Source organism: Roseateles sp. (assembly GCF_052436255.1).
In the GTDB taxonomy this organism is placed as follows: Bacteria; Pseudomonadota; Gammaproteobacteria; order Burkholderiales; family Burkholderiaceae_C; genus Pelomonas.
This window is the reverse complement of record NZ_JBQVNP010000034.1, coordinates 13510-28241: the sequence shown is the minus strand read 5'-3', so window position 1 is coordinate 28241 and position 14732 is coordinate 13510. Positions and strand designations below refer to the sequence as shown.

12 protein-coding genes, 1 pseudogene and 1 riboswitch are annotated in these 14732 nt (G+C 68.4%); of the genes and pseudogenes, 7 read left to right on the top strand and 6 right to left on the bottom strand.

Annotated features, from left to right (window positions below; translation table 11 throughout):
* Positions 1-53: 53 nt before the first annotated feature.
* A complete protein-coding gene (locus ACT6S0_RS10455; protein WP_444691962.1) occupies positions 54-1706 on the bottom strand; it encodes an FMN-binding glutamate synthase family protein in 1653 nt (550 codons plus the stop codon).
* 85 nt (positions 1707-1791) lie between these two features.
* Here ACT6S0_RS10455 and sppA point away from each other — a divergent pair, with 85 nt between their 5' ends.
* Positions 1792-3660 (top strand): signal peptide peptidase SppA, encoded by a 1869-nt coding sequence (gene sppA / locus ACT6S0_RS10450; protein WP_444691961.1) that lies wholly within the window; start codon positions 1792-1794, stop codon positions 3658-3660.
* On the opposite strand, the gene ACT6S0_RS10445 is transcribed toward sppA, so the two are convergent.
* From ACT6S0_RS10445 to ACT6S0_RS10430, 4 genes and pseudogenes are all read right to left on the bottom strand, one after another.
* A complete protein-coding gene (locus ACT6S0_RS10445; RefSeq protein WP_444763832.1) occupies positions 3657-4784 on the bottom strand; it encodes an ABC transporter permease in 1128 nt (375 codons plus the stop codon). The genes sppA and ACT6S0_RS10445 overlap by 4 nt on opposite strands.
* Positions 4785-5000: 216 nt before the next feature.
* Positions 5001-5675: pseudogene (ccmA, locus tag ACT6S0_RS10440) on the bottom strand (heme ABC exporter ATP-binding protein CcmA); the annotation flags it as partial.
* Positions 5672-6616 (bottom strand): HlyD family secretion protein, encoded by a 945-nt coding sequence (locus ACT6S0_RS10435; RefSeq protein ID WP_444691959.1) that lies wholly within the window; start codon positions 6614-6616, stop codon positions 5672-5674. The gene ACT6S0_RS10435 and the pseudogene ccmA, both read right to left, overlap by 4 nt.
* A 9-nt stretch (positions 6617-6625) precedes the next feature.
* Positions 6626-7255, bottom strand: a complete 630-nt coding sequence (locus ACT6S0_RS10430) for a TetR family transcriptional regulator (protein WP_444691958.1) — start codon at positions 7253-7255, stop codon at positions 6626-6628.
* Positions 7256-7387: 132 nt separating this feature from the next.
* Here ACT6S0_RS10430 and ACT6S0_RS10425 point away from each other — a divergent pair, with 132 nt between their 5' ends.
* From ACT6S0_RS10425 to ACT6S0_RS10400, 6 genes are all read left to right on the top strand, one after another.
* Positions 7388-8959, top strand: a complete 1572-nt coding sequence (locus ACT6S0_RS10425) for a methyl-accepting chemotaxis protein (RefSeq protein ID WP_444763831.1) — start codon at positions 7388-7390, stop codon at positions 8957-8959.
* Between the two features lie 8 nt (positions 8960-8967).
* A riboswitch (SAM riboswitch) is annotated at positions 8968-9043 on the top strand.
* Positions 9044-9125: 82 nt separating this feature from the next.
* Complete coding sequence (metX, locus tag ACT6S0_RS10420) at positions 9126-10298, top strand: homoserine O-succinyltransferase MetX (protein ID WP_444763830.1); 1173 nt, start codon at positions 9126-9128, stop codon at positions 10296-10298.
* Positions 10295-10870 (top strand): methionine biosynthesis protein MetW, encoded by a 576-nt coding sequence (metW, locus tag ACT6S0_RS10415; RefSeq protein ID WP_444763829.1) that lies wholly within the window; start codon positions 10295-10297, stop codon positions 10868-10870. Before metX ends, metW begins: the two co-directional genes overlap by 4 nt.
* A 101-nt stretch (positions 10871-10971) precedes the next feature.
* Positions 10972-12447, top strand: a complete 1476-nt coding sequence (locus ACT6S0_RS10410; RefSeq protein WP_444763828.1) for a M20 family metallopeptidase — start codon at positions 10972-10974, stop codon at positions 12445-12447.
* A gap of 10 nt (positions 12448-12457) precedes the next feature.
* The gene (locus tag ACT6S0_RS10405) at positions 12458-13405 is read left to right on the top strand and encodes a LysR family transcriptional regulator (RefSeq protein ID WP_444763827.1); all 948 of its coding nucleotides are present in this window, start codon (positions 12458-12460) and stop codon (positions 13403-13405) included.
* Positions 13406-13554: 149 nt separating this feature from the next.
* Positions 13555-14112, top strand: coding sequence for a PEP-CTERM sorting domain-containing protein (locus ACT6S0_RS10400; RefSeq protein WP_444763826.1), 558 nt, complete (start codon positions 13555-13557; stop codon positions 14110-14112).
* Positions 14113-14172: 60 nt separating this feature from the next.
* Here the strand turns inward: ACT6S0_RS10400 and ACT6S0_RS10395 are convergent, their stop codons facing one another.
* Complete coding sequence (locus ACT6S0_RS10395) at positions 14173-14724, bottom strand: hypothetical protein (protein WP_444763825.1); 552 nt, start codon at positions 14722-14724, stop codon at positions 14173-14175.
* Between the last annotated feature and the right edge of the window lie 8 nt (positions 14725-14732).

The following is a 14732-nucleotide window of genomic DNA, read 5'->3' as shown; positions in this document are numbered from 1 at the left end:
CAGGCGGTAGGCGCGAGCCTGATTCATGCCCCCGGTTCAGGGGTTGATGCAGATCACTGCATACGCGCAATGGCGCCTTGAGGCGCAAAACTGTGGGCGCTGGCCAGCGGCCAGTAGATCTTGAAGGTGTTGTGCGGCATCTCGCCACGCAGCACGCAGCCGGGCTCGACGAAAGGCAGCAGGTTGGCCAGCAGCCTCACCTCGTGCTTGTCCAGGCGGTGCACGATGTGCTGGGCCGTGATCTCCTGCGGATGGCACAGGCCGGCGGCTTCGACGAGTTCCTTCAGCGCCTTGAGGGTGTTCTGGTGGAAGTTGGCGACGCGCTGCGCCTTGTCGGGCACGTTGATGGCGCGCTGGCGCAGGGCGTCCTGCGTGGTCACGCCGGTCGGGCAATGGCCGGTGTGGCAAGCCTGGGCCTGGATGCAGCCCAGGGCGAACATGAAGCCGCGCCCCGCGTTGCACCAGTCGGCGCCGAGGGCCATCAGGCGCACGATGTCGAAGGCCGAAGTCACCTTGCCGGCGCAGCCGAGCTTGATCTTGTCGCGCAGGTTCAGGCCGACCAGGGCGTTGTGCACCAGCAGCAGCCCTTCCTGCACCGGGGCACCGACGTGGTTGGTGAACTCCAGCGGCGCCGCGCCCGTGCCGCCCTCGGCGCCGTCGACGACGATGAAGTCGGGCGTGATGCCGGTCTCCAGCATGGCCTTGCAGAGGGCGAACCATTCCCAGGGGTGGCCGATGCAGAGCTTGAAGCCGGTGGGCTTGCCGCCCGACAGCTCGCGCAGCTGCTCGATGAACCGCATCATTTCGACCGGCGTGGAGAAGGCGCTGTGGCGGGCGGGCGAGATGCAGTCGACGCCCACCGGCACGCCGCGCGCGGCGGCGATCTCCTCGCTGACCTTGGGGCCAGGCAGCACGCCGCCGTGGCCTGGCTTGGCGCCCTGGCTGAGCTTGAGCTCGATCATCTTGACCTGCGGGTCGCGCGCATTGGCCGCGAAGCGCTCGGCGCTGAAGCTGCCATCGTCGTTGCGGCAGCCGAAATAACCCGAGCCGATCTCCCAGATCAGGTCGCCACCATGCTGCCGGTGATGCACGCTGATCGAGCCCTCGCCGGTGTCATGGGCAAAGCCGCCGATCTTGGCGCCCTTGTTCAGCGCCAGGATGGCGTTGGCGCTGAGCGCGCCGAAGCTCATCGCCGAGATGTTGAAGACGCTGCACGAATAGGGCTGGGCACGCTCGGCGCCGATGGTGATGCGGAAGTCGTGGCTGGTGAGATGAGTCGGCGCCAGCGAATGGTTGATCCACTCGTAGCCGCGCGCGCTGGTGTCGAGCTGGGTGCCGAAGGGGCGCTGGTCGGCCGCGCCCTTGGCGCGCTGGTAGACGATGGAACGCTGCGCGCGCGAGAAGGGCGCGGCGTCGTTGTCGCCCTCCAGGAAGTACTGGCGGATCTCGGGTCGGATGAACTCCAGCAGGAAGCGCAGATGGCCGATCACGGGATAGTTGCGCAGGATGGAGTGGCGCTGCTGCCGCGCGTCGCGCAGGCCCAGCAAGGCCAGTGCCAGGAAGATGACGACGAGCACCCCGCCGGTCAGGCCGGCCGTCCAGCTGACGGCGAAGAACAGCGCGAGCAGCCCGCACAGCATCCAGGTCAGGTAGCGCAGCGGGAAGTGATCGTTGATGCGTCTCGTCCAGCCGGGCCAGGCAAGCATGTGGTTTCCTCACAAAACGTGACGAACGGAGCTTAAGGGCCGCCGGCCGCCACAATGGACCGCATCAACCCTCAAGGCTTTGTCGATGAAGTCCGTGTTCTCCGCGATCGGCTGGTTTTTTTCCAAGGCCTGGTGGCTGCTCGACGGCACGCGCCGGGCGCTGATGAATCTCTTCGTGCTGCTGCTCATCGTCGTCATCGTCACGGCGCTGTTGACGCGCGGCCCCAAGCCGCTGGCCGACAAGACCACGCTCGTTCTCAAGCTCGACGGCAACCTCGTCGAGCAGTTCTCTGGCAGCCCGCGCGAGCAGGTGATGGCCCAGGCGCAGGGCCGCAGCACGCCGCGCCAGACGCGGCTGCGCGATGTGCTGGCCGTGCTGGACCATGCCGCCACCGACGACAAGATCGGCGCGTTGTTGCTGGATGTCGAGGCGCTGCAGGGCGCCGGTTTCGCCGGTCTGCACGAAGTCGCCGGCGCGCTGCAGCGCTTCAAGAAGAGCGGCAAGCCCGTCATGGCCTACGCCGACAGCTACAGCCAGCGCGGCTATTTCCTGGCCGCCCAGGCCGGCGAGGTCTATCTGCACCCCATGGGCATGGTGGGACTGGAAGGCTTCGGCCGCTACCGCACCTATTACAAGGACGCGCTGGACCGCCTCGGCGTGACGGCGCATGTCGTCAAGGCCGGCACCTACAAGGGCGCGGCCGAGACCTATACCGAGAACGGTCCCAGCCCGGCCACGCGGGAGTCCGTCGGCCTGGTCTATGGCGAGCTGTGGAGCGGCTTCACCGCCACCATCGAGGCGGCGCGCAAGCTGCCGGCCGGCAGCCTCGTCAAGGGTATCGAGGAACTCCCGCAGCGCCTGGTCGCCGTCCAGGGCGACACCGCCAGGCTGGCGCTGCAGGACAAGCTCGTCGACGGCCTGAAGACGCGCGACCAGATGCGCGACCTGCTGGTCGCCAAGGGTGCCAAGGACGAAGAGGGCAAGAGCTTCCGCCAGGTGTCGATGGGCCAGTACATGGCCTATGTGAAGGATGCCGGCACGCCGACAAAGCTGCAGCCGGGCATCGGCGTCGTCGTCGCCGAGGGCGAGATCAGTGACGGCGAGGCCGGTGCGGGCCGTATCGGCGGCGACTCGACCGCCCGCCTGATCCGCAAGGCGCGCGAGGACGACGCCATCAAGGCCATCGTGCTGCGCGTGAACTCGCCCGGCGGCAGCGCCTTCGCCTCCGAGATCGTGCGCCGCGAGCTGGAGCTGACGCGTGCCGCCGGCAAGCCCGTCGTCGTGTCGATGGGCGATGTGGCGGCCTCGGGCGGCTACTGGATTGCCATGGCCAGCGATGCCGTCATCGCCGATGCCGGCACCATCACCGGCAGCATCGGCGTCTACGGCATGCTGCCCACGGCCGAAGGCCTGATGGACAAGCTGTCGTTGCACACTGGCGGCATCACGACGACCTGGCTGGCGGGTGGCTATGACGCCCGCCGGCCGCTGGACCCTCGGCTGCAGGCGGCCTTGCAGGCCAGCATCGATCACACCTATGCGCGCTTCACCGGCCTGGCCGCCGACGCCCGCAAGAGCACGCCGGAGAAGATCGACGCCGTGGCGCAGGGCCGCATCTGGACCGGCGCCCAGGCCAAGGCGCGCGGCCTGGTGGACCGGCTCGGCAGCTTCGACGATGCGCTGCAGACGGCGGTGCAGCTGGCCAAGCTGGAGGTCAAGGCTGGCGGCAAGCCGCGCGTCGTCTATGTCGAGCGTGACCTGAGCCGCAGCGAGCGGCTGCTGGCCTCACTGGCCGATGTGATGGCGCCCTCGCTTGTGCAGGCCCTGGGCCTGGATGGGCTGCCGGCGCCGGTCGTGGAAGAGCTGTCGGCGTTGAAGGCACTGAGCCAGGTGGCGGCGCGCGGCCAGTGGGACAAGGCGGCCATCGCGCACTGCCTCTGCAGCGCTCCCTAGTCGAGCGTCTGCCGGTAGCGCAACAACGCGATGCCGCCCGCTGCGGCGAGGAATGCCAGCATCGGCCAGACCTCGGGCAGCAACTCCGCCGCGCCCGAGCCCTTGAGCATGACGCCGCGCACGATGCGCAGGAAGTGCGTCAGCGGCAGCACCTCGCCCAGGGTTTGCGCCCACTGCGGCATGCCGCGAAACGGGCACATGAAGCCCGACAGCAGCATGGACGGCAGGAAAAAGAAGAAGGTCAGCTGCAGGGCCTGCAGCTGGTTCCTGGCCAACGTCGAGAAGGTGAATCCGACGCCGAGGTTGGCCAGCATGAAGACACCGATCATGGCCAGCAGCAGCGTGGCACTGCCGACCATCGGGACGTCAAAGAGCAGGAAGGCCGCGCCGAGGATGACGCCGAGCTGAACGTAGCCGAGCACGACGTAGGGCAGGATCTTGCCGGCCATGACCTCGATGGGCCGCACCGGCGTTGCCAGCAGGTTCTCCATCGTGCCGCGCTCGCGTTCGCGCGTCATCGCCAGCGCCGTCAGCATGACCATCGTCATCGTCAGGATGGTGCCCACCAGGCCGGGCACGATGTTGTAGCGCGACAGGCCCTCGGGGTTGTAGCGGCGCTGGACGCGCACTTCGAACGGCGGAGCCTGCTGTGCCCGCGAGGCCAGTGCGCCGCGCAGGTCGCGATTCAGCGCGGTGGCGCCGAGCTGGCTCAATGCGGCGATGGCATTGCCACCGGCCGACGGGTCGGTCGCGTCTGCGGCGACCAGCAGGGCTGGCCTCTCGCCGCGCACGACGCGGGCGCCGAAGTCGTCCGGCACGATGACGAGGAACTGGATGTCGCCGCTTTGCAGCAAAGCGTCGCCGCGAGACTCGGCAATGCCGCTTTCGACAACGCGGAAATAGCCACTCGTCTGCAACGCCGCGACGATGCTGTGCGCCATCGGGCTGGTGTCCTGCGACACGATGGCCGTTGGCAGGCCCTTGGGGTCGGTGTTGATCGCATAGCCGAACAGCACCAGCTGCAGGATGGGCACGCCCACCGCCATCGCGAAGGTGAGTTTGTCGCGCAGCATCTGCTGCACTTCCTTGAGCGCGATGGCGAACATGCGGGCCAGGGCTTTCATATCCGTTTTCCATGGTGCTGCGTGCCGCCCGTAACGGATGAAACGGGTACGGAAATGCAACCACAGAGGCACAGAGGCACGGAGAAGCAGCCTCTGTATTTCCTCTGTATCTCTGTGCCTCTGTGGTTGCCTTTGAGTTTCATTTCAGGCGGCTGCGCTGAAGTTGTCGGTGGCCTGGGCGACGAGCTTGACGAAGGCATCCTCCAGGTCGGTCGCGCCGGCGTCCTGCACGATGGCAGCGGCCGCGCCGCGCGCCAGCACGCGGCCATAGGCGATGTAGACCAGCTCGTCGCAGCGCTCGGCCTCGTCCATGTAGTGCGTGGACACGAACACCGTGATGCCTTCGCTGGCGAGTTGGTGGATCTGGTCCCAGAACTCGCGCCTTGCCCTGGGATCGACGCCGGCCGTCGGCTCGTCCAGCAGCAGCAGGCGGGGCTGATGCAACAAGCAGGCGGCCAGCGCAAGGCGCTGCTTCCAGCCGCCCGACAGCGCGCCGGCGAGCTGCTTCTGGCGTGTCGCCAGCCCGAGCCGCTCCAGCGCACCGTCGACGGCTGTGCGCCGGTTCGGCATCGAGAACAGGCGCGCGACGAAGTCCAGGTTCTCGCGGATCGACAGGTCTTCGTAGAGGCCGAACCTTTGCGTCATGTAGCCGACCTGGCGCTTCACCTCGGCGGCCTGGCGGCGGAAGTCCAGCCCCAGCACGCGGCCCTCGCCGGCGTCGGGCGTCAGCAGGCCGCAGAGCATGCGCAGCGATGTCGTCTTGCCGCTGCCGTTGGGCCCGAGGAAACCGACGATGCGGCCGGCGTCGACCTGCATGTCGACGGCGTCGACGACCTTGCGGCCGCCGTAGGCCTTGGACAGCCCCTTCACGTCGATGGCGAGATCGCTCATTGCGTGACATCCAGCGGTTGTCCCGGGTGCAGCCGCTCGGCATCCCCGGCCTTGACCGGCCGCGCCTCGACGAGGAAGACCAGCTTGTCGCGTTGCTGGTTGGAATAGATGACCGGCGGCGTGTACTCGGGGCCGGCCGCGATGAAGCTGATGCGCGCGGGGATGGCGGCGCCGCAGCCGTCGCAGTGCAGATTCACCGGCGCGTCCAGCTTCAGTGCCCCCACCGCCGACTGCGGCACATAGAAGCGCGCCTTGCGGTTGGCTGGTGGCAGCAGCGCCAGCACCGGCTGGCCTGCCGCCACCCATTCGCCCGGGCGCATGAAGACGTCCTGCACGCGTGCTGGCATGGGCGCACTCTGGCGCTTTTGCTCAACGCGCCATGCCGTCTGCGCGCGGCCGCTCTGGGCTGCGTGTGCCAGCGCGCGGGCAGCGGCGCGTTCGTCCGCGCGGGCAGGCAGTCGGGACACGGCGAGTGCGGCTTCCAGTTCGGCGACGCGGGCCTGTGCCTGGGCCAGTGCCGCCGTTGCACCGTCCACCCGCGACATGGCGACGAAGCCCTGCGCCAGCAATTGCCGCTGGCGCGTCAGGTCGAGGTCGGCGAGGCGCTCGGCCGCGCGCGCCTGGTCGAGCTGCGCCCGCGTGACGGCCACCTCGGGCGCGCGCCGGCCCTTGTCGGCGTTGGCCGCTTGGGCCTGGGCGCTTTGCGCGCGCGCCTGCGCTTCGGCATCGGCGGCCAGTTCGGGCGTTGCATCCAGCTCGAACAGCGCCTGGCCCGCAGTGACGGCCTCGCCGGAGCGCACGGCCAGTGCCGTCAGCCGCCCCGCGACCGGTGACGCGATGTAGACCAGCTCGGCCTCGGCATAACCCGTCCATCCGGCGGGTGGCGTGTTGGTGCAAGCGGCCAGCAGGGCCGGCAACAGCAGCATGAGAATGCGCTTCATGGTGACTCCTCAGACGCCACTGGCCAGGCCGAGCAGCGCCCATTCGATGCGCCGCTGCAGGGCCGCGTCGGACATCACGTCGTCGTCCACCATGGCCTGCAGGGCCGCTGGCACCGCCTCGATGGACTTCATGCCGCCGACGAGGATGAGAGGCGCGACGACGGCACCCATCAGAAATGAAAAGCGCGTCAGCAGCGGCTGGACCGGCAACCGCTGCAGCGCTTCGGCCTCCTGCAGCATGGCCAGCAGCACGCCCAGGTGGCGCGGCGCGTTGGCGCGCAGGAAGTCCTGCGCAACGGCCTGGCCGCCTTGTGCGTCGGCCCAGACGCGCGCAATCAGCGGCCGGTGCTCGCGCACGAAGCGCGCCACGCCCAGCAGCGCCGCAGCGAGCCGTTCCATCACGTCCGCATCGCCCTGGCTGTTCAGCGACAGCGCCGTGAACATCTCCTCGTAGTGGCGCTGCAGCAGCGCGCGCAGGAAGCCGTCCTTGCTGCCGAAGTGGTAGTGCACCATGGCCGGGTTCACGCCGGCCGCCTCGGCCACACGGCGCACCGACAGGCCGGCGCAGCCCAGCTGCGGGTAGAGAACGGCGCCGGCGGCGAGCAAGGCTTGATCCTGATCCTGGCTGGGGCGGGGCATGCGCCGAATTATTGGTCAAGTGTTCAGTAACCGCAAGTTCGGGCAAAACGTCGCTTGCCAGCAGCCGAGGCTTGACTAGCATCGCCAGACCCCCCATCCGCCCCGAGCGGACCCAGAAAAGGAGACACCGCCATGGACCTCGCCACCTGGATGCGCAGCTTCACCATCCGCACCCGCATGCAGGGCGCCATCGCGATGGTGCTGCTGATGTTTGCCGCCCTGGGCCTGACCGGCCTGCTCGGCGGCCGCCAGCTGATGGCGCTCAATGCCGACGTGACCACCCATGCGATGCATGATCTTCAGCAGGTCAGCACCATCCGCCAGGCGCTGGCCGATGTGCGGCTGGAGGAGAAGCAGATGGTCATCGCCTATGAAGACCCGGACCAGGTCAAGCAGTACCGCCAGCGCTGGGACGCCGCCGCGCAGCGGCTGACGGTGGCGTTGCAGGGGCTGCAGCAGGGCAAGCAGGAGGAGAACAAGGCCGTCGGCCTGGAGGCGTTGAAGTTTCTGCAGGACTACCGCACCGGTGCCCAGCCGGTGCTCAGCCAGATCGAGGCCGGGGGCTTCGACACCGCCAAGGTGGCGGACCGCATGCTGAACCGGCCCAAGGCGGCGATGCGCGAGATCGAACAGCGCGTCGAGCGCATCGCCGGCCTCATCGACCAGCAGGCCAAGGCCAGCGAGACCGCGTTCGGCGCCGAGCTGCGCGGCATCGGCTGGCGCTCGGCGGCCGTGCTCATCGCCATCATGGTGCTGGTCGTGCCGTTGACGCTGATCAACTCGGCCACCATCACCAGCCCGATGCGCTATGCCGGCACGGTGGCCCAGTCCATCGCCAGCGGCGACCTGAACAACGACATCCGCATCGTCGGCCGCGACGAGGCGTCAGACCTGTTGCGCGCGCTGGACGCGATGCAGAGCAGCCTGCGCGACCTGGTGCGACAGGTGAAAACCTCGGCGCAGAGCATCGAGACGGCCAGCAGCGAGGTCGCTTCGGGCAACCAGGACCTGAGCCAGCGCACCGAGCAGGCGGCGTCCAGCCTGCAGCAGACGACCAGCTCGATGGAGGACCTCACCAGCGGCGTGCGGCATGGCGCCGACGCCGCCGGCAAGGCCCGCCAGCTCGCCGAAGGTGCAGCCGAGGTGGCGCGCCGCGGCGGCCAGGAGGTGGCCGAGGTGGTCGCCACGATGGACCAGATCAACACCAGCTCGCGCCGCATCGGCGACATCCTCGGGCTGATCGACAGCATCGCCTTCCAGACCAACATCCTGGCGCTGAACGCGGCCGTCGAGGCGGCGCGCGCGGGCGAGCAGGGCCGCGGCTTTGCGGTCGTCGCCAGCGAGGTGAGGCTGCTGGCCCAGCGCTCGGCCGAAGCCGCGCGCGAGATCAAGTCGCTGATCGCCGCCAGCCTGGAGCGCACCGAGGCCGGTTCGCGCCTCGTGCAGCACGCTGGCACGACGATGCGGGAGATCGTCAGCAATGTGCAGAAGGTCAGCGACATGATCGGCGAGGTGGCCGAAGGCGCTGCCGACCAGAGCGCGCGGATCGGCCAGATCAACGGCGCCGTCAACCAGCTTGACCACATGACGCAGCAGAACGCGGCGTTGGTGGAGGAGTCGGCGGCCGCGGCGGACAGCCTGCGTCAGCAGCTGCAGCTGCTGACGGGCGCGGTGGCGCAGTTCCGGCTCGACGGCCAGGGGTGACTAGAATCCCGCTCCATAGCGCCGATTTGTTCCGGATTGCGGGCGCTCAATAAATGCCGCTAAACAGGACTCCGACATCAAACCGGCGTCCGCAACAGTGGCGCCGGTTTTTTATTGACTCATCGCGCCTGAACGGCGCGAAAAGTCTGATCTTTGGAGTGAGGCCATGACGGGCCTGAGCGTTGGCGACGTGTCGCCGCAGAGTTTCCATTTCGACGAGCCGCTGCCGCTGCGCAGCGGCGCCAGCCTGCCGGCCTACGACCTGATGGTCGAGACCTATGGCCGGCTCAATGCCGAGCGCAGCAATGCGGTGCTGGTCTGCCATGCCCTCAACGCCAGCCACCATGTCGCCGGCAGCTATGCCGGCCAGCCCAAGAGCGAGGGCTGGTGGGACAACCTGATCGGCCCGGGCAAGGCGCTGGACACCGACAAGTTCTTCGTCATCGGCGTCAACAACATAGGCTCCTGCTTCGGCTCGACGGGGCCGATGCATGTCAACCCGGCCACCGGGCGCGCCTGGGGTGCGGACTTCCCTGTCGTGACGGTGCAGGACTGGGTGGATGCGCAGGCCCGCCTCGTCGAGCGTTTTGGCATCCTCAAGCTGGCGGCGGTGCTGGGCGGTTCACTGGGCGGCATGCAGGCGCTGGACTGGGCGCTGCGCTATCCCGAGCGCGTGGCGCACTGCATCGCCATCGCGACGGCGCCCAATCTGTCGGCGCAGAACATCGCCTTCAACGAGGTGGCGCGCCGCGCCATCGTGACCGACCCCGACTTCCACGGCGGCCACTTCTACGAGCATGGCGTGGTGCCCCAGCGCGGCCTGCGCGTGGCCCGCATGATCGGCCACATCACCTATCTCAGCGACGACGTGATGGCCGAGAAGTTCGGCCGGCAGCTGAAGAACGGCGTGCTCGGCTATTCGACGCAGGAGATCGAGTTCCAGATCGAGAGCTATCTCCGCTATCAGGGTGACAAGTTCAGCGACTACTTCGACGCCAACACCTATTTGCTGATCACGCGCGCGCTGGACTACTTCGACCCCGCCGCCGAGCATGGTGGAGACTTGACACGGGCCTTTGCCAGCGCGCGCGCCAAGTTCCTGATTGCCAGCTTTACGACCGACTGGCGTTTTTCGCCGGCGCGCTCTCGAGAAATAGTCAAGGCCCTGCTCGACAACCGGCTGGAGGTCAGCTACGCCGAGATTGACGCGCCCCATGGTCACGACGCCTTCCTGCTCGACGACCCGCGCTACCACGGCGTGCTGGGTGCCTATTTCGAGCGCATCGCCGGCGGGCTCTGTCCGGCGGCCCGGCCCGTGCGGAAGGGGGTGACTGCATGAGCTTCGACCCTGCCATCGCGGCACTCGTGCCGCCCGGCTCACGCGTGCTCGACCTCGGCTGCGGCACCGGCGAGCTGCTGGAGCACCTCATCAAGCACAAGGGCTGCAGCGGCTACGGCGTGGAGCTGGACGACGCCAACCTGCTGGCCTGCATGAAGCGCGGCGTCAACGTCATCCAGCGCAACCTGGAGGAAGGCCTGGCCATCTTCGAGGAGCAGAGCTTCGACGTCGTGCTGCAGCTGGAGACGCTGCAGAACCTGCGCAATGCCGAGGCCATGCTCAAGGAGACGGCCCGCGTCGGCAAGATGGGTATCGTCAGCTTCCCCAACTTCGCCCATTGGCCGAACCGGCTGCAGGTGCTGTTCGGCCGCATGCCGGTGACCAAGGCGCTGCCCTTCGAGTGGTACGACACGCCCAATATCCGTGTCGGCACCTTTGCCGACTTCGGCGTGCTGGCGCGCAAGAACCGGCTCAAGATCCTCGACAGCTTCGGTTTGCAGGATGGCCGCGTGGTGCGCAGGCGGCCCAACCTGATGGCCAGCGTGGCGGTGTTCAAGTTCGAGCGCGAATAGGCACTTCGGGCTGCCGGGTCGTCAGCGCGCGGGCAGGAAGCGCGGGCGTCGGCAAGCCTAAACTGGCAGGCCGCGCCACAAGCGCGAGCAAGGAGCCTGCCATGAACGCACGAGATCCCCACCTGCCCCTGCAAGCCGAAGAGGCGACCGCGCTGGGCGCCTTTGCCGAACGCGTCTGGGACGAGGAAATCGTCCCAGCGCTGGCCGACTACATCGCTGTTCCCGCCAAGAGCCCGATGTTCGACGCCGACTGGGCGGCCAATGGCCACATCGAGAGGGTGTTGACGCAGGCGGCCGCCTGGGTCGAGGGCAAGAAGGTGGCCGGCCTGAAGCTCGAGATCGTGCGCATCCCCGGTCGCACGCCGGTGATCTTCTTCGAGGTGCCTGCGACCAAGGCCGCCTCGACCGACACCATCCTGCTCTACGGCCACCTCGACAAGCAGCCCGAGTTCAACGGCTGGCGCAGCGACCTCGGGCCCTGGACGCCCAAGTACGAGAACGGCCTGCTCTACGGCCGCGGCGGCGCCGACGACGGTTATGCGGTCTATGCCTCGCTGACGGCCATCATGGCCCTGGACAGCCAAGGCATCCCGCGCCCGCGCTGCGTCGGCGTCATCGAGACCTGCGAGGAGAGCGGCAGCTTCGACCTGCCGGCCTACATCGACATCCTCAAGCCGCGCCTGGGCAATGTGTCGCTGGTCGTCTGCCTGGACTCGGGCGCCGGCAACTACGACCAGCTGTGGCTGACGACCTCGCTGCGCGGCATGGTCTCCGGTGTGCTGAAGGTGGAGGTGCTGACCGAGGGCATCCACAGCGGTGACGCCTCGGGCTGCGTGCCGTCATCCTTTCGCATCCTGCGCCAGGTGCTGGACCGCCTGGAGGACAGCAAGACCGGGCGCCTGCTGCCCGAAAGCTTCCACTGCGAGATCCCCGGCGCCCGCCTGGCGCAGGCGCAGGCCACCGCGGCCATCCTGAAGGACGAGGTCTACAAGCGCATGCCCTGGGCCTGCGGCGCGGACGGCGGCCCCGTGCTGCCGGTGACGAGCGACCCGGTCGAGGTGCTGCTGAATCGCACCTGGCGGCCGACGCTGTCGGTGGTTGGTGCCGATGGCTTTCCGGAGCTGAAGAACGCCGGCAATGTGCTGCGGCCCTACACGGCCTTCAAGCTGAGTCTGCGCCTGCCGCCCCTGGTGGATGCCAATGCCGCCGCGCTGCGTCTGCAGGCTTTGCTGCAGGACAACGCACCCTACAACGCCAAGGTCACCTTCACGCCCGACGGCCGTGCCGGCGCGCTCGGCGCCACCGGTTGGAACACGCCCGAGCTGTCGCCGTGGCTGAGCCAGGCGCTCAACGACGCCAGCCAGGCTCATTTCAAGGCGCCGGTCGGCTACATCGGCCAGGGCGGCACCATCCCGCTGATGAGCATGTTGCAGAAGGGCTTCCCGCAGGCGCAGATGATGGTCTGCGGCGTTCTCGGGCCCAAGAGCAATGCGCATGGGCCGAACGAGTTCCTGCATGTGCCCTATGGCAAGCGGCTGACGGCGGCGGTGGCCCAGGTCATGGCCGCTCACCCTTGAATCCCGCCGGATGGATCAACTCCGCGCCATCAAGGTCTTCGTCCGAGTCATCGACGAGGGGAGCTTTGCAGGCGCGGCGCGGGCGCTTGACCTGGCCCCGGCCGTCGTCACCCGCCTGATCGCCGAGCTGGAAGACCACCTCGGCACGCGGCTGCTGAACCGCACGACGCGGCGCCTGGCGCTGACCGAGATCGGCGAGGCCTACCTGGAACGGGCGCGGCGCATCCTGGCCGATGTCGATGAGGCGGCGGCGCTGGCCGCATCGGCAACGCAAGAGGTGCGCGGCCTGCTGCGTGTGCTGTGCCCGCCCGCCATCGCGGTGCACCAGCTCGCCAAGCACCTGCCCAAGTTCCACCGCGACTATCCGCTCGTGACGCTGGAGATCACGTCGCCCGGCGCGGTCGACACGGTGGACGACAGCTACGACCTGACCATCCTGCTGGCGCGGGACGCGCTCGACGGGGAGTTCGTCGCGCGGCGCCTGGCCCGCAGCGAATTCATCATGTGTGCCTCGCCGGACTATCTGGACCAGCGCGGCCGGCCGCAACATCCGAGCGATCTCAAGGAACACGACGCGCTATTGCCGCCCACCGCCATGCTGCTGCGCGGCCTGACGCTGCAGCGCGGCGACGGCGGCGAGGAGATCACCCTGCCCATCGTGCCCTCGCGCGCGGCCCTGTCGACGACGCACATGGACACCAACTACGCCGCCGCCCTGCACGGACTGGGCGTGGCCGGTCTGCCCAGCTTCATGGTCGAAGACGCGCTGCTGGAGCAGGCGCTGGAGCGCGTCATGCCGCAGTGGCGGCTGTTCAGCACGACGCTGTGGGCCGGCATGCCGACGCGCAAATACGTGCCGGCGCGCACGCGCGCCTTCCTGGACTTCCTGGTCGACATCTTCGGCGGCGAGGACAAGGACCCCTGGCTGGTTGCGGCGGGCTGCGCGACCTGCCCCTGAGCCTGACTCCCGCAGCCGCGGGGGAGACGGGGCCTCAAGCCTGCGCAATTGTTCACACGGCAAGGTCTGACCCCCTGGAGGCGCGGGGGAGGCAGACGGGGGTGATCAATGCAACATGCGTTCGTCGTCAACCCCTAATTCATAACTCCATGACCTTCGCCACCAAGCTCCTGGCCGCCGCGCTCACCACGGCCAGCCTGCTCGCCGCCAGTCTGCCCGCTTACGCAGGCCTGATCGGCGCCACCGCCGGCTCGCAGTACTACTTCAACGGCACCGCCTACAGCGGGGTTCAGACCTTCACGGTGGACGGCACCGTCCGCGGCAGCTCGATCGGCTACTTCGACATCCAGGTCACGGACACCCAAGTCATCTACGACTACATCAGCAGCGCCACCTGGAGCACCGGAGCCGGCTGGTCGAGCGGCAGCCTCTACATCGAGAACGGCAATCTGCTGAACTTCCTGGGCGCGCCCAGCATCACCAGCGTCACGCTGGACGCGGGCAGCAACATGGCCGGCTTCGATGCCAGCCGCATCACGTTCGACGCCGATTCCATCGCCGTCAACTGGGCGGGCCTCAACTTCAACGGCAACACCCGGGTCGTGCTCAACGTCAACGCTGGCGCCTTGCCGGAGCCGGCCAGCTACGCCCTGGTGGCAGTAGCCCTGGCGGGCGTTGGCCTGGCCAAGCGCCGCCGCAAGGTCTGATCCGGCTCCGCTCAGCACGGCGACTCCGCGGCCTCGGCCCCGGGGTCGTTTTTCTTGGGCTCAGCGCAGGCTGAATCCGAGTTCGAAAAACTCCGGAAAGCGTGCCTCCAGCGCGCGCTTCAGCGCGCCGAAGGCGACATAGCGGCTCGCCGTCTTGACGATCTGGGCCAGCAGCCGACGCTGCTCGGGGTGCCCCTGGCCCAGCAGCACGAGGTGCTGGCGCAGTGCGCTCCACTCGAACTGACGCCAGTATTCGCCGAAGTCGGCCGCCAGTTCCTCGTCGAGCAGGCCGTCGGCGCGGCAGGACTCCCAATGGCGCGCCGCCCAGTCAATTTCCTGGGCCTCGTCCCAGGCCAGCTCCGCCGGGCGCAGCAAGGCGGCGATGCCGTCGGTCACGGCGCCCCGGGGGGCGTCGTCGAGCAAGCGCTGCAGCACAGCGTCGAGGCCCGCCTCCGCGATACAGGCCAGCCCGCCACGCAGTGCAGTTGCGTCCGGCGGCGCGGGCGACACCGGTTGAGCGCGTAACTCCGCGCAGGCGGCGCGCATCAGACGGTCAGCGTCTTCGGGGTGGGCTTGCAGGGTCTGCATCAGGGCGGAGGTCGGCAGCGTCATCGGAAAGC